The sequence below is a fragment of the Anaerobutyricum hallii DSM 3353 genome (assembly GCF_000173975.1).
Lineage (GTDB): Bacteria > Bacillota > Clostridia > Lachnospirales > Lachnospiraceae > Anaerobutyricum > Anaerobutyricum hallii.
Genome location: NZ_ACEP01000064.1, coordinates 108,542 through 130,206 on the forward strand (window position 1 = coordinate 108,542; position 21,665 = coordinate 130,206).

At 39.2% G+C, this 21,665-nt stretch carries 21 protein-coding genes; 19 read left to right on the forward strand and 2 right to left on the reverse strand.

Annotated elements, in window-relative coordinates:
• Positions 1 to 66: 66 nt before the first annotated feature.
• Positions 67 to 4,305 carry a 2-hydroxyacyl-CoA dehydratase gene (locus tag EUBHAL_RS06075; RefSeq protein WP_005346509.1) on the reverse strand — a complete coding sequence of 1,413 codons (4,239 nt, stop codon included), beginning with the start codon at positions 4,303 to 4,305 and terminating at the stop codon, positions 67 to 69.
• 425 nt (positions 4,306 to 4,730) lie between these two features.
• Here EUBHAL_RS06075 and EUBHAL_RS06080 point away from each other — a divergent pair, with 425 nt between their 5' ends.
• The 15 genes from EUBHAL_RS06080 (at position 4,731) to EUBHAL_RS06145 (ending at position 16,963) form a co-directional block, all read left to right on the forward strand.
• Positions 4,731 to 5,102 carry a LysM peptidoglycan-binding domain-containing protein gene (locus tag EUBHAL_RS06080; RefSeq protein WP_005346511.1) on the forward strand — a complete coding sequence of 124 codons (372 nt, stop codon included), beginning with the start codon at positions 4,731 to 4,733 and terminating at the stop codon, positions 5,100 to 5,102.
• Positions 5,103 to 5,297: 195 nt separating this feature from the next.
• On the forward strand, positions 5,298 to 6,236 hold the full coding sequence (locus EUBHAL_RS06085; protein ID WP_005346514.1) for a magnesium transporter CorA family protein: 939 nt from the start codon (positions 5,298 to 5,300) through the stop codon (positions 6,234 to 6,236).
• Positions 6,237 to 6,382: 146 nt separating this feature from the next.
• Positions 6,383 to 7,198, forward strand: coding sequence for a hypothetical protein (locus EUBHAL_RS06090; protein WP_005346520.1), 816 nt, complete (start codon positions 6,383 to 6,385; stop codon positions 7,196 to 7,198).
• A 105-nt stretch (positions 7,199 to 7,303) separates the two neighbouring features.
• Positions 7,304 to 7,624, forward strand: a complete 321-nt coding sequence (locus EUBHAL_RS06095) for a hypothetical protein (RefSeq protein WP_135960909.1) — start codon at positions 7,304 to 7,306, stop codon at positions 7,622 to 7,624.
• 15 nt (positions 7,625 to 7,639) lie between these two features.
• Positions 7,640 to 8,569, forward strand: coding sequence for a DUF2953 domain-containing protein (locus EUBHAL_RS06100; protein ID WP_005346526.1), 930 nt, complete (start codon positions 7,640 to 7,642; stop codon positions 8,567 to 8,569).
• Between the two features lie 15 nt (positions 8,570 to 8,584).
• A complete protein-coding gene (locus tag EUBHAL_RS06105; protein WP_005346528.1) occupies positions 8,585 to 9,025 on the forward strand; it encodes a GerW family sporulation protein in 441 nt (146 codons plus the stop codon).
• A 245-nt stretch (positions 9,026 to 9,270) separates the two neighbouring features.
• Complete coding sequence (rpmB, locus tag EUBHAL_RS06110; protein ID WP_021907351.1) at positions 9,271 to 9,456, forward strand: 50S ribosomal protein L28; 186 nt, start codon at positions 9,271 to 9,273, stop codon at positions 9,454 to 9,456.
• Between the two features lie 410 nt (positions 9,457 to 9,866).
• On the forward strand, positions 9,867 to 10,223 hold the full coding sequence (locus EUBHAL_RS06115) for an Asp23/Gls24 family envelope stress response protein (protein ID WP_005346536.1): 357 nt from the start codon (positions 9,867 to 9,869) through the stop codon (positions 10,221 to 10,223).
• A 14-nt stretch (positions 10,224 to 10,237) separates the two neighbouring features.
• Complete coding sequence (locus EUBHAL_RS17205; RefSeq protein ID WP_353963092.1) at positions 10,238 to 10,309, forward strand: DUF6783 domain-containing protein; 72 nt, start codon at positions 10,238 to 10,240, stop codon at positions 10,307 to 10,309.
• An 82-nt stretch (positions 10,310 to 10,391) separates the two neighbouring features.
• Entirely contained in the window at positions 10,392 to 12,101 is a 1,710-nt protein-coding gene (locus EUBHAL_RS06120) for a DAK2 domain-containing protein (RefSeq protein ID WP_005346539.1), read from the forward strand.
• A 138-nt stretch (positions 12,102 to 12,239) separates the two neighbouring features.
• Entirely contained in the window at positions 12,240 to 14,288 is a 2,049-nt protein-coding gene (gene recG / locus EUBHAL_RS06125; RefSeq protein ID WP_005346543.1) for an ATP-dependent DNA helicase RecG, read from the forward strand.
• 74 nt (positions 14,289 to 14,362) lie between these two features.
• A complete protein-coding gene (locus EUBHAL_RS06130) occupies positions 14,363 to 15,085 on the forward strand; it encodes a tyrosine-protein phosphatase (RefSeq protein WP_005346546.1) in 723 nt (240 codons plus the stop codon).
• Positions 15,086 to 15,247: 162 nt separating this feature from the next.
• Positions 15,248 to 15,802, forward strand: coding sequence for a 16S rRNA (guanine(966)-N(2))-methyltransferase RsmD (gene rsmD, locus EUBHAL_RS06135; protein ID WP_005346548.1), 555 nt, complete (start codon positions 15,248 to 15,250; stop codon positions 15,800 to 15,802).
• Positions 15,803 to 15,841: 39 nt separating this feature from the next.
• Positions 15,842 to 16,324 carry a pantetheine-phosphate adenylyltransferase gene (coaD, locus tag EUBHAL_RS06140; RefSeq protein ID WP_005346549.1) on the forward strand — a complete coding sequence of 161 codons (483 nt, stop codon included), beginning with the start codon at positions 15,842 to 15,844 and terminating at the stop codon, positions 16,322 to 16,324.
• 21 nt (positions 16,325 to 16,345) lie between these two features.
• Positions 16,346 to 16,963: a hypothetical protein gene (locus tag EUBHAL_RS06145; RefSeq protein ID WP_005346552.1), complete on the forward strand. Its 618-nt coding sequence runs from the start codon at positions 16,346 to 16,348 to the stop codon at positions 16,961 to 16,963.
• 135 nt (positions 16,964 to 17,098) lie between these two features.
• Here EUBHAL_RS06145 and EUBHAL_RS06150 read toward each other — a convergent pair whose 3' ends face one another.
• Positions 17,099 to 17,953, reverse strand: coding sequence for a hypothetical protein (locus tag EUBHAL_RS06150; RefSeq protein ID WP_135960910.1), 855 nt, complete (start codon positions 17,951 to 17,953; stop codon positions 17,099 to 17,101).
• A gap of 259 nt (positions 17,954 to 18,212) precedes the next feature.
• Between EUBHAL_RS06150 and EUBHAL_RS06155 the strand changes: the two genes are divergently transcribed.
• The 4 genes from EUBHAL_RS06155 (at position 18,213) to larC (ending at position 21,431) form a co-directional block, all read left to right on the forward strand.
• Complete coding sequence (locus EUBHAL_RS06155) at positions 18,213 to 18,731, forward strand: YceD family protein (protein ID WP_005346563.1); 519 nt, start codon at positions 18,213 to 18,215, stop codon at positions 18,729 to 18,731.
• 79 nt (positions 18,732 to 18,810) lie between these two features.
• Complete coding sequence (gene rpmF, locus EUBHAL_RS06160) at positions 18,811 to 18,990, forward strand: 50S ribosomal protein L32 (RefSeq protein ID WP_005346585.1); 180 nt, start codon at positions 18,811 to 18,813, stop codon at positions 18,988 to 18,990.
• Between the two features lie 334 nt (positions 18,991 to 19,324).
• Positions 19,325 to 20,098 carry a nickel pincer cofactor biosynthesis protein LarB gene (gene larB / locus EUBHAL_RS06165; RefSeq protein ID WP_005346589.1) on the forward strand — a complete coding sequence of 258 codons (774 nt, stop codon included), beginning with the start codon at positions 19,325 to 19,327 and terminating at the stop codon, positions 20,096 to 20,098.
• Positions 20,099 to 20,141: 43 nt separating this feature from the next.
• Entirely contained in the window at positions 20,142 to 21,431 is a 1,290-nt protein-coding gene (gene larC, locus EUBHAL_RS06170) for a nickel pincer cofactor biosynthesis protein LarC (protein ID WP_044922217.1), read from the forward strand.
• The last annotated feature ends 234 nt before the right edge of the window (positions 21,432 to 21,665 follow it).

Consider the following 21,665-nt stretch of genomic DNA (forward strand, 5'->3'; position numbering starts at 1 on the left):
TCAACACGCCGCGACTAAAGTCACAAATAAGGATTCTTTCATTCTCAGAGGGCGTTTGTTTGGCGTCTATCTTGCCTGCGGCAAATCAGATTTCAACTTCTTCTCCGCTGTTGCCAGCATCAATTTAATTCGGTTTACCTGGTTTACTTCGCTTGCTCCTGGATCGTAGTCAATTGCGACGATATTAGATTCCGGATACTTACGGCGCAGTTCCTTGATAACACCCTTACCTACAACGTGGTTTGGCAGGCAGGCAAATGGCTGTGTGCAAACAATATTTGGGGCGCCCTGTTTGATAAGTTCAACCATTTCACCAGTTAAGAACCATCCCTCACCGGTCTGGTTACCGAGGGATACGATTGGTTTTGCGTACTCGGCAAGTTCCTCAATGTGAGGTGGTGCAGTGAAACGATCGCTTCTTTCTAATTCTTTTCGCAGGAAGCCTCGGTAAGCTTCCAGTGCAGAGATTGCCATATTACATAACTTAGCAGCTTTTGTAGATTTTCCGAGATATTCTGCTTTAAAATTACTATTGTAGAAGGAGTAGAACATAAAGTCTAATAAATCTGGCATTACTGCCTCTGCCCCCTCTTCTTCTAAAAGTTCTACCAGATGGTTGTTTGCGTCTGGAAGGAATTTTACGAGGATTTCTCCAACGATACCAACACGAGGTTTCTTCTCATCTGTGATTGGTAATCTGTCAAAGTCGCGGATAATGCCGCGGATATTTTTCTTAAATTCTCCATATCGTGCTTTCTCAAGAGATTTAATACAACGCTTTTTCCATACTTCATGTAAATGATTTGCAGAACCTTTTACTTTTTCGTATGGGCGGACGCGGTAGAGAACACGCATAAATAAATCTCCGTAAATAACTCCCTGAAGAGCACGAACTAAAAGTGCCGGAGTGAATTTAAAACCTTCATTCTTCTCAATTCCCTGTACGCTTAAACTGATAACTGGAATCTGACCGTAACCGTTCTTAGCTAATGCACGGCGGATGAATCCGATATAGTTTGTCGCACGACAGCCACCACCAGTCTGGGAGATGATAACGGCTGTTTTGTTCAGATCGTATTTGCCGGAAGTTAAGGCAGTCATAATCTGTCCAACAACGATAAGAGATGGATAGCAGGCATCGTTATTTACATATTTTAATCCAGTATCTACTGCCTGTTTCCCCATTTCCGGCAAAATCTCTACGTTATAGCCACAGTGACGGAAGGCAGGGGTGAGCAGGTCGAAATGAATTGGGGACATCTGAGGAATCAGAATGGTGTAGTCCTTTTTCATTTCTTTTGTAAATTCTACTTTTTCGATATTTGCCGGAACCGGATGTGGCTCAATGTGCTTACGGTTTCTGATCTTTACGGCAGCAATCAGAGAACGGATACGGATTCTGGCAGCACCTAAGTTATTTACCTCATCAATCTTAAGGACGGTATAAATACGTCCGGAATTCGTCATAATATCATTTACCTGGTCGGTAGTTACCGCATCAAGACCACAGCCAAAGGAGTTAAGCTGAATGACTTCTAACTGCTTGTTCTTCTTTGCGTAGTTTGCGGCAGCGTACAGACGGGAATGATACATCCACTGGTCAGAAACGATTAATGGACGCTCAACATGACCTAAGTGACAGATGGAATCTTCACTTAATACGGCGATGCCAAAAGAGTTAATCAGTTCAGGAATACCGTGGTTAATCTCTGGGTCGATATGGTAAGGGCGACCACAAAGAACAATACCCATCTTTCCAGTTTCTGCGAGATAAGCAAGTGTTTCTTCGCCCTTTGCCTGTACATCTTTTCTTACCTGTGCAGCTTCTTTATAAGCTTCATCTACGGCATGGTCAATCTCTTCTTTTGTCACATCGAAATGTTTAGATAACTCGTCATAAAGACGTACCTTCAAGGCATCTGCATTATCGAGTGCTAAGAATGGGTTCATAAAAAGGACATTCGGATCACGGAGCTCTTCCATGTTGTTTTTAATATTTTCTGCATAAGATGTTACGATCGGGCAGTTGTAATGGTTGTTGGCACCTTCCATCTGGTCTTCCTCATAAGGAACACAAGGATAGAAAATGGTGTTGATACCCTTCTTTAAAAGCCACATTACATGTCCGTGTGCAATCTTTGCAGGATAACATTCGGATTCACTTGGAATGGACTCAATACCAAGTTCGTAAATCTTTCGGGAAGACTTTGGAGAAAGCAATACCCGGAAAGAAAGGTTTGTAAAGAATGTATACCAGAATGGATAGTTCTCATACATATTCAGTACTCGTGGAATACCGATAACACCACGTTTTGCCTCGTCTGGTTTTAATGCTTTATATCCAAAAATTCGTTTATATTTATATTCGTAAAGGTTTGGTACATGCTCATGATTCTTTTCAAGGCCAAGACCACGTTCACAACGGTTACCAGAAATAAACTGACGGTCATTGTTAAACTTATTAATGGTAAGGATACAGTGGTTGTTACATCCCTGACAGCGGCTCATGGAAGTGCTGTATTCCAAGTTGATAATCTCATCGATGGAGAGCATCTGTGTATCTCCAGTTTCTTCCTCACGCTCTCTTGCAATTAAGGCTGCACCGAAAGCACCCATGATACCGGCAATATCTGGACGAACGGCGTGACAGCCGGAAATACGTTCAAAGCTTCGAAGTACCGCATCATTATAGAATGTACCACCCTGAACAACGATTTTTTTACCAAGCTGTTTGGGGTCGGTTAACTTAATAACTTTTAATAAGGCATTACGGATAACGGAATAAGCAAGGCCAGCAGAAATATCACCAACGCTGGCGCCTTCTTTTTGTGCCTGTTTTACCTTGGAGTTCATAAATACAGTGCAGCGGGAACCTAAGTCGATTGGAGATGGGGCAAACAGCGCAACCTTTGCAAAATCAGCTACAGAATAGTTCAGAGATTTTGCGAAAGTTTCGATGAAAGAACCACATCCAGAAGAACAGGCCTCATTTAAAAGTACGTTATCTACAGCGTGGTTACGAATCTTGATACATTTCATATCTTGTCCGCCGATATCTAAAATACAGTCTACATCTGGCTCGAAGAAAGCGGCAGCATAGTAATGTGCCATTGTCTCTACTTCGCCGTGGTCAAGCTGCAGTGCAGCCTTAATTAATGCTTCACCGTAACCAGTAGAACAGGAACCGGAAATCTTCGCAGCAGGAGGAAGTAACTCCTTTAACTCTTTCATAGCACGAATTGTTGTATTTAACGGACTTCCGTTATTATTATCGTAGAAACGGTATAAGAGGGAACCATCTTCTCCAACTAAAGCAAGCTTTGTTGTCGTAGATCCGGCATCAATACCGAGATAGCATTTGCCACTGTAGGTAGCTAAGTCTGCCTTTTTCACCTTGAATTGGTTGTGCTCTTCGATAAATTCATCATATTCTTTTTCGTCTTTAAAAAGAGGCTCCATACGTTCTACTTCTACAGCAAGCTGAATGTCGGATTCAAACTCTTTTAAGAGATCATCTAATGTGAAGGAACATTCTTCTTTTGCGTTTAATGCGGCACCTTTTGCTGCAAAAAGATGAGAGTATGGAGGGTCGATAATATGTTCTTCGTCCAGATTTAAAGTACGGATAAATGCATTCTTTAATTCTGGCATAAAGTGAAGAGGACCACCAAGGAAAGCGACATATCCCTTGATTGGTTTACCACAGGCAAGACCACTGATTGTCTGGTTTACTACAGCCTGGAAGATAGAAGCAGCAAGATTTTCTTTTGTTGCCCCCTCATTGATTAATGGCTGAATATCAGACTTTGCGAAAACACCGCAACGAGCGGCGATTGGATAGAGGGTATCGTAATCACGGGCATATTCATTAAGACCGGTTGCATCTGTCTGTAAAAGACTTGCCATCTGGTCGATGAAAGAACCAGTACCACCGGCACATACACCGTTCATACGCTGCTCAATTCCGTTATTAAAATAAATAATCTTGGCGTCTTCACCGCCAAGTTCGATTGCTACGTCTGTTTTTGGTTCATAATCCTGTAAGGCATTCGCCACACAAACTACTTCCTGACAGAATGGAATATGTAAGTATTCTGAGATTGCCATCCCACCGGAACCAGTTACGGTTGGATGGATTGTGAGATTGCCCAGCTTTTCTCTCGCCTCAGATAATAAGGTCTGTAAAGTTCCTTTAATATTTGCAAAATGTCGTTTGTAATCGGAAAAAAGGATATCATGGCTCTCATTGATAACTGTTACCTTAACGGTAGTAGAACCAATATCAATACCTAATGCGTGTTTCATGATTAATTAATCATCTCCTTTAGTAAAATGTGTATTCATGTTGTGTATTAAAATAAGGTAATCTAATGTTCAGAATACATTTATAACACCGTCCGCGATACACTTCGCTTGCCGATGCCACCGTATCGTCTTGTTCAGTCACTTTGTTGATGAAAAAGCATTCTGCGTTATTTGACAGAAAGGCAATGAGACAGACACTATGGCTCTGAATCACTATATATAGATAAATTTCTCAATATCCAAACCATTATAAACGAGTTGAACGTAAAATACAACAAATTTCGAAAAAAAGATATAATGAATGGAAAATGTTTACAAAAAGCAAAAGAAGAGGGGAGTAGTTGTATAAGGAGTTTTTCACGATAAAGTACCTTTTTCTCTGACTGTCATATTTTATAATTGAGGAAGAAAAAGGAAGAGCATCTATGAGTGAAAAAGTTTATGTAAACATATGTGACACCAAAAAATGCCCCGGCCCGGTGTATGCAGTAAAGACAGGAGATACGCTGTATAGCATTGCACAAAGGCATCATTGCCGGGTAAGAACACTTCTTGATCTAAACCCTTTTGTAGATATATATAATTTGCAGCCGGGTGAGGAAATCTGTGTACCAGACTGCAGGGGACAGGGGAAAGTAGATTTCCGGCCTTATGTAGTAAAAGAAGGGGATACATTAAAAATTATCCTGAAAAATGTTTCAATGACCTTTGAAGAATTAGCAAAGGTAAACCGTATTTTGTATAATCTTACTGTACCAGCGGGAACGATTCTGCTCGTTCCTGCAAAAAAAGAATAAATGAAAAAGAAAAGCAGTTAAAAAATAGTAAAAAAATCACAGAAATGCGTTTGACAAAGTATTAGATATTTCTTATAATAAATTTAAACGGTTTCAGTTATGTAAGAGTCCGCGAAACGGACTCTTTCTTTCGTTTTGCCAAGATAGAGAAGATGCAGACTGAGATACGATAAACTGTTGAAAGAGGGAAGTCTCATGATAAGAATTTTTAAAACGACCGATTCAGGGATTCGCAAAGTTGCAGTGGCAGAGGAAGGATGCTGGATAGCCCTTACCAATCCTACGGCAGAAGAACTAAGTACCACAGCAGACCAGTTTAACATTGATGTTGACGATTTAAAAAGCCCCTTGGATGAGGAGGAACGTTCCCGTATACAGGTGGAGGAAAATTACACATTAATTATCCTGGATATTCCAACAATCGAAGAGCGTAAGGGAAGAGAATACTTCTATACGATACCGTTTGGAATTATCTTTACTGATAAGTATATATTTACCGTCTGTCTTGTAGACTCACCGGTACTGACCGTATTTATGGATGGAAGAGTGAGGGATTTTTATACGTATAAGAGAACTCGTTTCATCTACCAGATGTTATACCGCAATGCGACGATGTTTCTGCAGTATCTGAAGATTATTGACAAGAAGAGTGATGAAGTGGAGAAGAAGCTTCACATTTCTCAGAGAAATCAGGAATTGATTGAAATGCTTGATTTAGAGAAGAGTCTTGTATATTTTACAACTTCTCTGCGAGGCAACGAGGTTGTTCTTGAGAAACTGATGCGTAATACATCCATTCCACGTTATGAAGATGACGAGGAGTTACTTGAAGATGTTATCATCGAGAATAAGCAGGCGATTGAGATGGCGAAGATTTATAGTGATATTTTAAGTGGAACAATGGATGCCTTTGCTTCTGTTATATCGAATAACTTAAATATTGCGATGAAGTTTTTGTCAGTTATTACCATTGTGCTTACTGTACCAACGATTGTTACAAGTGCGCTTGGTATGAACGTAGCAGGAATTCCATTTGCGAATAATCCATATGGATTTTGGATTGTTGTAGGAATCTCTTTATTACTGACTCTGATTGCCGGAGCAATCATTGCCAAGAATAAACATTTTAAATAATTGAATATGTATGAGACAGCCGGGATTTCCGGCTGTTCATTTATAAACAAAAATATTTTATTAAGAATGTACGCTTGGGATTTTTACTGCACTTGTTTTTGCAGAAGGTTTCTTGTCAGTACATTGAAAGTTAAAGGAGGAGTGCCATGAACTGGCTAGATAAGCTGGAACGTAAATTTGGAAGATATGCGATACGAAATCTGCCGCTGTATATCGTTATGCTGTATGCGATAGGAGCGGTACTTAATATTTTGACAAAGGGTTCTTATTACTATTATGTCGCATTAAACCCGTATATGATACTTCATGGACAGATTTGGAGACTGCTTGGTTTCCTTATTGTGCCACCGAATGCAAGTCTCATTTTTATTATTTTTGTACTGATGTTTTACTATTCGATTGGAGAATCTTTAGTACAGGTATGGGGAGCATTTCGCTTTAATATGTATATCCTTATAGGAGTTCTTGCGACAATTGTGGCATCATTTATTGTATATTTTATTTATCCATCAACAATGATTTTCATGGATACTTTTTATTTGAACTTATCCATGTTTTTAGCCTACGCCACGATATTCCCGGAGATGCGGGTATATCTTTATGGTATTCTTCCGCTGAAAGTAAAGTGGATGGCGTGGTTTGATGTGGCGCTTTTAGTTTGGCAGTTTGTCGTTGGAGGACTTGGAGCAAGAATTGCTATTGTAGTAAGTTTACTGAACTTTCTGCTGTTTTACTTCTCATCAAGGAATTATAAAAAGGTTTCTCCAAAAGAGATTCACAGAAAGAGAGCATACCGGAAGGCATCATCTGTGGCTTCAAATAAACCATATCGTCATAAGTGTGCAGTCTGTGGTAAGACAGAATTAGATGACCCAAATTTAGAATTCCGTTACTGCTCAAAGTGTAATGGAAATTATGAATATTGCAATGAACATTTATTTACACATACGCATGTAAAATAAAGCAATATTAAAAGAGTTATATTCTTTCAAATAAATCTGAAAAATTAATGGATAGAATAAAGATATAATATAAGTTGCAAATAAATCATGACAGGAGGCGGTCTTTTGTTGACAATATCAGAACATATAATGATTGGGAAGACGATTTCCCACGATGCGAAGGCTATATTGCGGGGAGTCCGCCATCCTTTTATATGGAAGAAAGGACTTTGGTATGGTATTACGACTTCCTGTGGGAAAGATGTGATCATGTATATTCTTTCTTCACGAGAGATGAGACAGAAGTTTTATCAGAACAATGATTTAAAGCTGTTGGGACTTGCAGGTTCTATGAAAGAGGCTTATGAAATCGTGTTAAAACTTGTGCAGATGGGATATAATAGTGATTGTATCTATGAGATGAATGATTATCTGGAGAAGTTTTAAAACAGGAGGAGAAATGTGCTGTATGTATTATTATTACTATTAAAAATACTTGGAATACTGCTCCTGTTATTTATCGGACTTGTTTTGCTTGTTCTGCTAACGCCGATTCAGTATTCTTTTGAACTCGAAAAGGAGGAACAGAAGGGACCAAAGTTTATGGTAAGAGTTACCTGGCTGTTCTGGCTTTTTTATTTTAAGACCAGTTACATAGAGAAGGTCTTTGATTACCGGATACGTATACTGGGGTATCAGATTGCCGGGAATCAGCCGGAATTTCTTGAAAAACAGAAAGAACGGCAAAAAAAGAAGTCTCAAAAGGAAAAAGCAAAAGAAGAACGTAAAACAGCAGAGACACTGGCAGAGGGAAAGAGTCGAAGCATAGATTCTGTTTCTAAACAGAAAGCGGAAAAGGCAGTCCCTAAAGAGAAATCCTCAGATGTGTCAGAAGGCAGAGAAAAAACAAAAGAGAAAGACTCTGGAGATGATAAAAATAGTAAAGATAAGAAAAAGAATAAAGAAAGAAAGCAAAAAGATGGAAAGAAACCAAAGAAAGAGTCTTCTTTAAAGAAAATAAAAAGCAAAATAAAAAGCTTAAAAGAAACAAAGGTTAATTTAGATAAAATGCCGTGGCGGGAATGGTTAGAGCTGGGAAAGGACGTTCTTATTCGCTTTCTAAAGCATGCTCTTCCGGGAAAGCTAGAAGGAAACATTGCATTTGGAACTGGTAATCCGGAATATACAGGATATATTACAGGTATTGCGGCTGTTTTTTATCCGAAGTATGGAGAACATTTTTCTTTATATCCGGATTTTGAAAGAAAGATGTTCGAGGCCAAGTGCAGGGGAAGAGGAAGAATCCGGCTGGGATATATGCTTGTTCTGGCTGTTTCTATATTAAAAGAGAAAAGTGTAAGAACAATGATTAAAAACATCATTTTAGGTTAAACAGGAGGGCGTACAATGGATAAACAAAACTTTGATACAACAGTGAATTCTTTATTTAGTGGAATGGACCACGTATTATCTTCAAAGACAGTTGTTGGAGAACCACAGGTTATTGGAGATACGATTATTCTGCCACTTGTTGACATTTCCTTTGGAATGGGAGCAGGTGCCTTTAATAAAGAAAAGGGAAGCAGTGCAGGCGGTGGAATCGGAGGTAAAATGTCCCCAAGTGCTATTTTAGTTATTCATAACGGACAGACAAAGCTTGTCAATATCAGAGATCAGGATGCCGTTACCAAAGTACTTGATATGGTTCCAGATGCCGTAAATAAAGTTGTTTCTATTATTAAGGGAGAGGACGCAGAGGACAAAGTTGACCCGGAAGTAGAATCTGCGGTGAATAAAGCAGCACAGGCAGAGGCTTCTGTTGTAGATGTAGATGGCGCAGGAATTTAAAAGGTATTCGGTATTCAGTTAACGTGAGATTACCACGTTACTTTCGTGCAGGAAAAATCTTCCACGAAGTGTAATGCATATCGTATAGAAAGCGGTTTTTAAACACACTTTGGGTTGCCTTAGATCAATCAAATAAAAAAAGTGAAGATTTTTAAAAGTTTTCCTTGCAATTTGTTTTGATTTCTGATAGTATAGACTCGTTGTAAGTCTGTCAGACTTAAGTATATTCGCGAGGAGGTGCTATCATGGCAAGATGCGCTATTTGTGACAAAGGTGCTCATTTCGGTATCAAAGTGAGTCATTCACATAGAAGATCAAACAAAATGTGGAAATCCAACATTAAGTCTGTAAGAGTGAAAGTGAACGGAGCTTCTAAGAAAATGTATGTTTGTACTTCTTGTTTAAGATCAGGTAAAGTAGAACGTGCGTAGTTTTACTGTCACTGAGGATAAGAGAAGACTCTAATCTTTGTCCTTACAGGAATGTATGCAGATATGAGTTAAGAGGGAATCAGTGATTCCCTCTTTTTTCTTTTCTGTTAAAATCGGTCACAAAACAGCAGATATCCAAGCAGGATGCTGATGACCAGAATAATGAACTTTACTGCAAAGCCGGTGAGAAAGCAGCTCAGGAACAGACCAAAGGAAAAGCAAAAAAGAGCGAATCCGCATAATTTTTTCATAAAATCTCCCCAATATGTTCCTTATAATAATATATGGGAAGATACTTCTTTTGTTTCAGGAGAAAGCACTTAAAATGGAAGAATTTTATGTTTGTGGTTCCAATTTCACCGAAAAGAGGTTATACTATAGAAAACGATAATAAAACGGAGGGATAGTATATGAAGGGACAAATGCACACCGATTTAGGTCAGGTTATTATAGATGAAGAGGTTATTGCAACTTATGCCGGAATTAACGCGATTGAGTGTTTTGGTATCGTTGGAATGGCATCTGTGAATATGAAAGATGGTTTTGCCCAGCTTTTAAAGAGAGACAATGTAAGCAAGGGCGTTCATATCAAGATAAATGATAACAAGATTTATATAGATTTTCATATTATTGTAGTATATGGTGTCTCCATAGCTACAGTTACAGAGAATTTAATCCAGAATGTAAAGTACCGCGTGGAGAAGTTTACCGGTATGAGTGTAGAGAAAATTAATATTTATGTAGAGGGAGTCCGTATCGTAGATTAGAACGTGTTTGAAAAATGCTTTCTGCAAATTGGGGCGTGCAGGTTGTTGGAATGATTTTTCAAACACGCTCTAAGATAACGCTTTAGAAGGGATTCCTTTTTATAGAATAAAAGAACAAGATAACTACTATGAATTATAGATAAAACAGGTAAATAAGGAGGAAATGTTGTGAACAGTCACACCATAGACGCAAAAACTTTTCAGAAATTGTTTTTAGCCGGTGCAAACCGTATTAATTCCAGAAAAGATTATATCAACGAACTGAATGTATTTCCGGTTCCCGATGGAGATACCGGAACAAATATGTCCCTGACAATTTTAGCAGCAGCTAAGGAAGTTGGAGCAGTTGCTGAACCTACAATGGCTACAATATGTAAAGCTATCAGCAATGGTTCTCTTCGTGGAGCCCGTGGTAACTCTGGTGTAATCCTTTCCCAGTTATTCCGAGGATTCACAAAGGCAGTTTCCAAAGCAGATTCTCTTGGTAAGGATGAGATTACAGCCGGATTTACAAGAGCAGTAGAGACAGCGTATAAGGCAGTTATGAAGCCAAAAGAAGGAACTATCCTTACGGTTGCAAAAGGAATGGCAGATAAGGCAGAAGAGTTAGTCGATGAGGATATGGATGTTATCGCATTCTGCGAGGCAATCGTTGCCTACGGCTACGAAGTCCTTTCTAAGACACCAGATATGCTTCCGGTATTAAAAGAGGCAGGTGTAGTAGATTCTGGCGGACAGGGTCTTATGGAAGTGTTACAGGGAATCGTTGATGCTCTTACCGGCAAGGTAACAGACATTGAAGTTCCGGCAGAGGCAGCGTCTATGTCATCTGCAGTAATCAGTGCACCAAAAGCAGATATTTCTACAGCAGATATCAAATTTGGCTACTGTACAGAATTTATTATTTTGTTAGATAAGCCGCTCACAAAAGAAGATGAGAAGGGATTAAAGAAGTTCTTCCTTTCTATAGGTGATTCTTTAGTATTAGTTGCGGATGAAGAGATTTGTAAAGTACATGTACACACAAATCATCCAGGAGAAGCCTTTGAAAAGGCCTTAACATTTGGTGCGCTTTCTAATATGAAGATTGACAATATGCGCTTAGAGCATCAGGAGAAGCTCATCAAAGATGCAGAGAATGAGGCAGCCCGTCAGAGACAGCAGGAAGCAGAAGAAGAGAAACTTGCCGCTAAAGAAGCAGCTGCAGAAAAACCAGCCAAAGAAGTTGGATTTATTGCAGTATCTGTTGGTGAGGGACTTACCGATATTTTCAAAGGTCTTGGTGTAGATTACCTTATTGAAGGCGGCCAGACGATGAATCCTAGCACAGAGGATATGCTTAACGCAATCGAGCAGGTCAATGCAAAGAATATCTTTATCCTGCCAAATAATAAGAATATTATTCTTGCAGCAGAGCAGGCCAGAGATTTAACAGAAGATAAGAAGATTATCGTTCTTCCAACAAAGACAATTCCACAGGGAATATCCGCAATGATTGGATATATGCCAGAAGCAGGTGTGGATGAGAACGAAGAGAATATGAAAGAGGCTTATCAGGATATTGCAAGCGGTCAGGTTACTTACGCGGTACGAGACACAGTAATTGATGGAAAGGAAATTCATAATGGAGACATCATGGGAATCAATGATGATGGAATCGCTGCAGTAGGAAAGAATCTTACTGAGACAACATTAGAATTACTTTCTACAATGGCAGATGAAGATTCGGAACTTATTTGCCTTTACTATGGAGCCGATGTAACCAAAGATGATGCAGATACACTTTCCGATGCAATTGAGGATAAGTTCCCAGAATGCGAAGTAGAGGTCAACTTTGGCGGACAGCCAATCTATTACTATATGATTTCTGTCGAGTAAGATAAATGAAATAATGATATAATGAAAAAAGAGGGAATAAATTACTCCTTTGTGGCAGCAATTCCGTGTATTGACATGGAATCGCTGCTATTTTCATATAAGAGTGTTTTGATTAAGATAAAATAATATTACCACATGATGCATGTGGAGGAAGGAGAATCTCAGTTGGGAATACCAGTAAGGGAAATTAAAGGAATTGGAGAAAAGACGGAAAAGTTACTTGCAAAGCTTGACATAGAGACCGTAGATCAGTTGGTGCATCACTATCCTCGTTGTTACACGACTTATCCAGAGCCAATTTCCATATCAGAGATAAAGACAGGACAAAGATGTTCGATTGAGGCAGAAATCGCTTCCCCGATTCATCTAAAGACTGTTCGGAAGTTAAAACTTTGTACCGGGCTTATCGCAGATGTCAGCGGACAGCTTTTTGTGCGCTGGTTTAATATGCCGTATCTTCGAAATACATTAAAACAGGGAGAACAGTGGATTTTTACAGGAACCCCGATTTATAAAGATGGACGTCTTATGTTAGAACAGCCGGAGTACTGTAAGAGGGAAAAGTATTTGCAGTTAATGGAAACATTTCAGCCGATTTACCCTCTCACAACAGGATTGTCGAATAAGACAGTACAAAAAGCACAGGCAGCTGCATTTGAAATGTACAGAGAAGAAGAGTATCTTCCGGAAACCGTTCGAAATTATTATGATTTAGAACCAGTGAATACAGCACTTAGAGAAGTACATTTTCCTACAGGGACCGAACATTTGATGGAGGCGAAAAAGCGAATCATTTTTGATGAATTTTTCCGTTTTTTCAGTGCGTTAGAACTTGTCAAAGACAGGGAGGAACAAGCACTCAATCACTATATTATTCCAATGGAAGAACCCGTAAAGAGGTTTGTAGAAAATTTACCGTATCCTCTTACAGGGGCACAAAAAAAGGTGTTAAATGAAATTCGCCAGGACTTTTCCGATACAATGGCAATGAACCGCCTTTTACAGGGAGACGTTGGTTCGGGAAAGACGATTGTAGCAATGACAGCGATGTATGCTGCTGTTCTTGCCGGTTACCAAGCGGCGTTGATGGCTCCGACAGAGGTACTTGCAGAACAGCATTACCAGAACTTTGTGAAACTCCTTTCCCCACTTGGGATTACCGTTGCCCTGCTTACCGGTTCCACAAAAGCAAAGGAAAAAAGAGAGATAAAGGCAGCCTGTGCCTCTGGTGAGATTCAAATTTTAATTGGAACGCATGCAGTGATACAGGACGATGTAGCTTTTGACAATCTTGCATTTATTGTTACCGATGAGCAGCATCGTTTTGGAGTAAAACAAAGAGATGCCTTTATGAAAAAAGGGAAAGACCCCCATGTTCTTGTAATGAGTGCGACGCCGATTCCACGTACACTGGGAATTATTTTGTACAGAGATTTAGATGTTAGCATTATGAATGAAATGCCGGCTTCCAGACTGCCGATTAAAAATTCTGTTGTGGGAACTTCCTATCGTCCGGCTGCATGGGAATTTATAAGAAAGCAGGTAGCACTTGGACATCAGGCATATGTGATCTGTCCGATGATTGAGGAAAATGAAAAAATGGATTTGGAAAATGTGGAAGAGTATGCAAGAATGCTTTCGCAGGCATTACCGCCTTCTATTACCGTTGAAGCTTTAAATGGACATATGCGCCCGGCAGAAAAGAATGATATTATGGAACGCTTTTCGAAGAATGAAATTCAGATTTTAGTTTCTACTACCGTTGTAGAAGTCGGTATTGATGTTCCAAATGCAACCGTTATGCTCATAGAGAATGCGGAACGGTTTGGCCTTGCTCAGCTCCATCAGCTCCGCGGACGTGTTGGAAGAGGAAAAGCACAGTCATACTGTGTCTTTATTTCTGGTTCAGAAAAAGAAGAAGCGATGGAACGTCTTTCCATTATCGGACATTCTAATGATGGATTTGAGATTGCCAATGAAGATTTAAAACTTCGTGGTCCGGGAGAGTTTTTTGGTGTAAAACAAAGTGGAACGATGAATTTTGCACTTGGCGATATTTACTCGAATGCAGATATTTTAAAAATGGCTTCTGAGGCAGTGGATTACTTAAAGAAAGAAGGATATAATTTCCAGAAATTGCATCAGTATTCTCTGGAGAAGAATTTGAATTTTGCAAAAAATATTTAAAAACCGAATGGAAATTGCTATAGTAAGAGAAAACAATAAGAGAAATTTTATGAACGATAGAAGGAGATTACTATATGAAGAGAAAACCGTATTTAAATTACACTCGCCTTCCTATGGAAAACGCATATAATGTACGGGAATTAGGAGGCTATGCAACAAAAAAAGGGTCGGTTACAATACATCATCAATTTCTCCGCAGTGAGAATCTTACCGATATTACAGAAGAAGATAAAACGTTTCTTATAGAATACGGCCTTTCTGGTATTATTGATTTAAGAAGCAGGGAAGAAGCATTAATCTATCCGAATCCTTTTCGGGGAAATAACGCAGTAAAATACATAAACTGTCCGCTGATCACAGATGGAATCCTGGATTTAAGAGCGGTAAAAGAGGTAGGATTTGACCCGGGAGAGTTTTATGTGAAGCTGGTAGAATACAAAGAAATGTTGTATAAGATTTTCCATTTTATTTTAGACAATATTGATGGGTGCCTGTTGTTTCACTGCCAGGCTGGAAAAGACAGAACAGGAGTCCTTGCTATGATTCTTATGGGACTTGCAGGGGTTTCTAAGGAGGATATTGTGGCGAACTATGAAGTAACACATACCTATTTAAAAGAGAATGTAAAACTACGTTTAGAAGATGGCCTTGAGGAATTAGAGTTTTCGAAGCCACAGTGGATAGAAAAAGCGTATGATCATATTATAGAGCATTATGGCTCTTTTAAAGTATATCTTATGGCAGTAGGACTTACGAAAAAAGAGATTAAGAAAATAAAGGGAAAGCTGGCAGGCTGATATTAAAAAACTGGTTTTAGTAACTGGAAAAGAGGCTATGATAACAGGAATTTTGCTTTTTAAACACAGAGTATTTTCTAAGAAAGGAAGTGCCTTGACAAAAATAGGATATAGTATACAATAAATATAATTATACAAGAAAAAGGATGGACGAAAGATATTATGAGAGTTATCGCAGGTTCAGCACGTCATTTAAAATTAAAGACGATTGAGGGAATGGGAACACGGCCGACAACGGACCGAATTAAGGAAACGTTATTTAATATGCTGTCTTTTTATGTGGAGGAGAGCCGGTTTCTTGATTTGTTCAGCGGAAGCGGCGGCATTGGAATTGAAGCATTAAGCAGAGGGGCATCACAGGCGGTCTTTGTGGAACAAAACAGAAAGGCAGCTGCCTGTATTGAGGAGAATCTTAATCATACGCACCTTAGAGAGAAGGCAGTAGTGATGTCTAAAGATGTTATGACAGCACTCCGCATTTTAGAAGATAAAAAACAAGCATTTGATTACATATTTATGGACCCGCCATATGGAAAGCTTTTGGAAAAAGAAGCTGTTTTATATTTAGATGGTTCGGTGCTTTGCGATGAGAACACAACAATTATTATTGAGTCAGATCTTGATACAGAATTCTCCTGGGTTATGGACACCGGATTTACCATTACAAAAGAAAAGATTTATAAGACGAATAAGCACACTTTCCTTCAGAAAAAGTAAAGAAAAGAATATTACGAAAGTAGAGGAACAGACGAAATTATGGCAACAGCAGTTTACCCGGGAAGTTTTGACCCGATTACTCTAGGACATTTAGATATTATAAAACGTACCGCAGCAGTTTTTGACAAAGTGATTATAGGTGTATTGATTAATAAAGCGAAGAAACCACTTTTTTCTATAGAAGAAAGAGTGGAACTTATTAAGGAAGTGACGAAGAATATTCCGAATGTGGAAATTGTATCTTTTAATGGACTTCTTATTGAATTTAGTGATAAAATGAAAGCAGATGTCATTGTCAGAGGAATCCGGGCAGTATCAGACTTTGAATATGAATTGATGATGGCGCAGACAAATAAACAGTTAAACCCGAACATAGAAACGATGTTTTTTGCTACCAGCGCAGAATATTCTTTTGTAAGTTCCAGTATGATAAGAGAACTTGCCGCATTTGATGGGGATATTACACCGTTTGTACCAGAAGAAGTCAGTAAAAGGGTCTATGAGAAGTATAAGCAGAGCTAACTGCGGTATGGGAGGAAAAGAATGGCAAATATGAGTATCGAAGAATTGATTGAAGAAATAGAAGTATATGTGGATAATTGTAAAACTGCCGGAGTCTTAAGCAGCGGAAGTATGATTAAGATAAACCGGGAGGAACTGTTAGCAATGCTTGATGAGGTGCGCACCCGCCTGCCAAAAGAACTGGCAGAAAGCCGCCAGATTATAAAATCCAAGGAATCCATCATTGCGGATGCAAAGGCCCGTGCCGAGCGTATCGTAAAAGATGCAGCCAAAGAGGCTGGTGTGATGATTGATGATAATGAGATTGTTGCACTGGCAAATATGCGTGCAGACTCCATCGTAAAAGATGCACAGAAAGCTGCTGATGAGCTGAATGGAAAGGCGAGAGAAACTGCAAGAGAGGTACAGACAGGCGCTCTGCAGTATACACAGAATATGTTAGAAGGCCTTGAATATATGTACAGTACAATTATTAAAGAAGAAAAAGAATACTTTAATTCCGTACTCGAAAAGTTAAAGTCAGAACATAAACAGATTGTTGCGGACAAACAGGAGATTGACCTGCAGCTTGGAGCAGGCATTCGGACAGGCCGGAGAAAAGAAGATTTTGAAAAGAAAGAGGAACGGGCAGAAGAGTAGATTATCGAACACGCTCTAAAAGAAGAAAGCAGTTCTTTAGGGGAAAATAAAAAGTGTACCCCTTTGCTAAATACGGCAGGAAAAATAGGGATGAGAATCTGCCCTTATTAATACTGAAAATATAGAGACAAAAGGTCAGCATAAAAGAATTAGGCATAGAAGAAAGCTCACAAAAGCAGTCCCTGTCTTTATAACAATATATCTTTTTAAAGACAGATCTGTAGCAGAGAGAACTGTCTGGACCTGGGCCATAGTACATAACCCGCCAAAAGATGTAGCAGCTGCAATGAGGGCATATTGTATCTGAGGTGTGATAAATGGTTTTAAGGCTAATAAGTGAATTCCTGTAGTGACCTCAAGATTCGCAAGCACAAAGGTGAATACAGGTGCCTGAAAAAGCGGAAAGCTTGTAAGCATTCCTGAAAGAATGGAGAAGATCATCATATAGATTCCGATAATAAAGATGATTTCGAGAGAAGGAAGAAAGACTTCTTCTGATAAAGAGAGGGCAGGAGGCTTCTTATTTGAAAGTTTTGTGACAGACTTTGCAGAATCTTTTCTGGCGAAAGAGGATGAGCTGGCCTGTCTTCGCTTTTTTTGTCTATGATATATAGCAGAAATATGTGAGTCTGGAATCAGGAGTAGCAGATAGCATAACAAAACAGGCAGGTAAAGGCAAAGAAGATAGTATATCCATAATCTTTCCTGCAGATTTATCTGGGAGCGGACGTACCCTGCTACAAACATAGGGCTTACGAAGGAGGCCAGAGGAAGCAGTGATTCTGCCTGCCTTTTGTTTAAGAGATTCTGTTGATAATAATGCGAAATAAATATAGCACCAACAGGGAAGCCAGAGCAAAGTCCAAGCAAGAAGACGGGAAGTGAAATAGCGATGGTCGTGCCTGCGGGAACAAGGCGGTGTACTTGCTTAAAGAAAAGTTGTGGTATTTCGTACCGAATCCAGAATTTCGACAAAATGATAAATGGCAAGAGAAGCGGAAGTACACAGGAGACCCATACAAACAGTCCTTCTTTTGCGTACTTTAATACGAGAGAATACTGTAAAAGCATAAGAATAAAGGATAAGCAGCAGAGTACTTGTGCTAAACGAAAAATAAGTTTTTTCAAATCAGATCTCCCAGCAGTTCATTTAATAAAATATATGCGAAATATATGAAAATATTTCTTGACAAAGAAAAAGTAACTGTGTATAATACCAAGAGTATGAGAAAAGAGAGGTTGCGATATTATGAAGATAAATATATCGGAAATCTTATCTAATCCATCTGTTATCAAGAATTTTAAAGTTGAGCCTGATTTTGAGAAGCTCAAGCTTCGAAGAGGCAGTTATCCGGTATCCTATAAGGAGCCTTTTCTTTTGACTGTTTCCAAAGCAGAAGATAAACTTCATGTTACAGGTGAGACGACGATTCGATTGATAATACCATGTGATCGATGTTTGGAGGATGTGGAGAATACATTCCATATCACGATTGATCGCAGTGTTAATCCCAATACAGAGTCAGATGGCATTGAAGACGTGGATGAATTAAGTTTCATAGACGGATATATGTTGGATGTAGACAAGCTCATCATGGATGAGATTGTGGTTGCACTCCCTACAAAGGTTCTTTGTAAGGAAGATTGTAAAGGATTGTGCAGCATCTGCGGTACCAACTTAAACAATCACACATGTGATTGTCACAAGGAGAGCCTTGACCCGCGGATGGCGGCTATTCAGGATATCTTCCGTGACTTTAATCAATAAGATATTAAAGTATTGAATACTGCATAAGTAATATATCCCGAACGTCACAAAAGAAGTAATTACAAGAGGAGGTGTGACCATGTCAATTTGTCCAAAGAATAAATCTTCTAAAGGAAGAAGAGACCGCCGTAGAGCAAACTGGAAGATGTCTGCTCCTACATTAGTAAAATGTAGCAAATGTGGTGCATTAACTATGCCACATAGAGTATGTAAAGCATGCGGATCTTACAATAAAAAAGAAATCGTTTCTGTTGACTAATTGTTGACGAACAGTAAGCCGGGAAATGGTTTTAAAAAGGCAATATTGCATGATAGATAGGCCAGACATTATGTCTGGCCTATTTTTTGTATATAGATTGTATTCGAAAAATGCTTTCTGGTTTTTACAATGCATTTTTTTAGAAGCAATCACAAAGCTGATTAATTTCCACATAAATAAAGAAGTAGTTGCATGAAATTATAAAGCTGACATAAAAGAAAGATGTACGGATAGCAAAGGGGGATTTTAAAAGTAACATTTGTTCTTGACCTTATATATTGCAAAATAGTAAAATAAAACTAGAAATTTTACAAAGTAAAAGAGGTAAAATACTATGGAGCATACGAAATTAACAGAGCTTTTGAATAAGGTTGCACAGGGAGAAGTCAGCGTCGAAAAGGCAGCGTTAGAATTAAAGACAGAACCTTTTGAAGACCTTGGTTTTGCCAAACTTGACCATCACAGAAAGATTCGTCAGGGAGCAGCGGAAGTCATTTATGGTGCTGGTAAGACTCCGGAACAGATTTTAAAAATCACAGAAGCTTTCCGTAAAAAAGGAGATAATGCTGTCTTGATTACAAGAATGAGTCAGGAAGCGGCCGATTTGGTTGGTGCCAGTCTCCCTCTCAGATATGATGCATTAAGCCGAACGGGTATCGTCGGAGAACTGCCAGAAAAGGATGGCAATGGAAAGGTAGTCATTGCTACAGGTGGAACCAGCGATTTGCCAGTGGCAGAAGAAGCAGCCCTAACGGCAGAAGTTCTCGGGAATGAAGTCGTAAGAATCTATGATGTCGGCGTAGCAGGAATTCATCGTTTACTGGCTTACTCTGAAGATCTGATGAGTGCACAGGTTATCGTTGTTGTTGCAGGAATGGAAGGAGCACTTGCCAGCGTAGTCGGCGGCCTCGCAGACTGCCCGGTAATCGCTGTACCGACAAGTGTTGGTTATGGAGCATCTTTTGGTGGTTTATCAGCTCTTTTATCCATGCTTAACTCCTGTGCCAGCGGAGTCAGCGTTGTAAACATTGATAATGGATTTGGTGCGGGATATATGGCAAGCATGATTAACCACGTATCCATGAAAAATGCAGAGAATTTGAATTGAGAAATGCATATAAAAAGATAAGAACATAAAGGAGTCAACAACAATGAAAACATTATATTTAGAATGTAACATGGGAGCTGCCGGAGATATGCTCATGGCAGCACTCACAGAATTAATGCCGGATAAAGATGCTTTTGTAAAAGAATTAAATGATTTGCAGATTCCACAGGTAAACATCGAGCGGACAACAATTGCAAAATGCGGTATTATGGGAACACATATGGTAGTGACTGTTAATGGGGAAGAAGAAAAAAGTATAGATGTTCCAATGCACGCACATACACACAGTCATGTTCATGAAGAACATGAACACAGTCATGAAGGACATACACATGCACATGGACACAGCCATCACCATACCAGCATGAAAGATATTGAGCATATCATCGGACATCTGAACGTACCAGAAAAAGTAAAAGAAGATGCTATTGCCGTATATAAATTAATCGCAGACGCAGAAAGCCATGCACATGGCCGTCCGGTAGAAGAAGTACATTTTCATGAAGTTGGAGCGATGGATGCCGTAGCAGATATCGTAGGTGTATGCCTGGCAATTTATAAACTTGCACCAGAGCAGATTATCGCTTCTCCTGTCCATGTAGGTTATGGACAGATTCACTGTGCACATGGTATTCTTCCAATCCCAGCTCCGGCAACTGCACACATTTTACAGGGAATTCCTATTTATGGTGGAAGAATTGAAGGAGAACTCTGTACTCCAACTGGAGCAGCACTTTTAAAACATTTTGCCCAGTCTTTCGGACAGATGCCAATGATGGCAGTAGAACAGACAGGCTATGGTATGGGAATGAAAGACTTTACCGATGCAAACTGCCTTCGTGCGATTATCGGAAACACCGTAGAAGGACAGGAGCAGACAGGCTGTCACGGAGCAGTGCAGGAAATGGATTCCATCATAGAACTTTGCTGTAACCTTGACGATATGACACCAGAAAAAATCGGTTTTGTCACAGAACTTCTTATGGAAGAAGGAGCCTTTGACGTATATACAACCAATATCCAGATGAAGAAAAACCGTCCAGCCGTAATGCTTACCTGTATGTGTGCAAAAGAGGATAGAGAAAAATTCCTCACACTTATTTTAAAGCACACAACGACACTCGGCGTTCGTGAATATACCTGTAAACGCTATGGCCTGAAAAGAGAAATTAGAGAAGTAGAAACTATTTACGGAACCGTTCGTGTAAAAGCAGCCTCCGGTTATGGTATTACAAAAGAAAAACCAGAGTATGAGGACATGGCACGAATCGCAAAAGAGAAAAAGATTTCTCTGGCGGAAATTGAAAAAGAGGTTTATAAGAATTTAAAATAGACACTTATTAATCTAAAAATAGAATTTTAGTCCAGCTCTCTTTAATTAGGAAGCTGGGCTTTTTGTATCTTCATTTCAAGAATGCCTAGCATTCTTCTGCGAGATGCGCGTCATGCAATGCATGATATACTTATTTCACTTATCTATTTGAGAAGGACTAAAAGGTTCTGACAACATAAATATTAAAAGTTTCTTCAGGAAAGTACTCGGCAATTAAATTACGATATTAAGTGT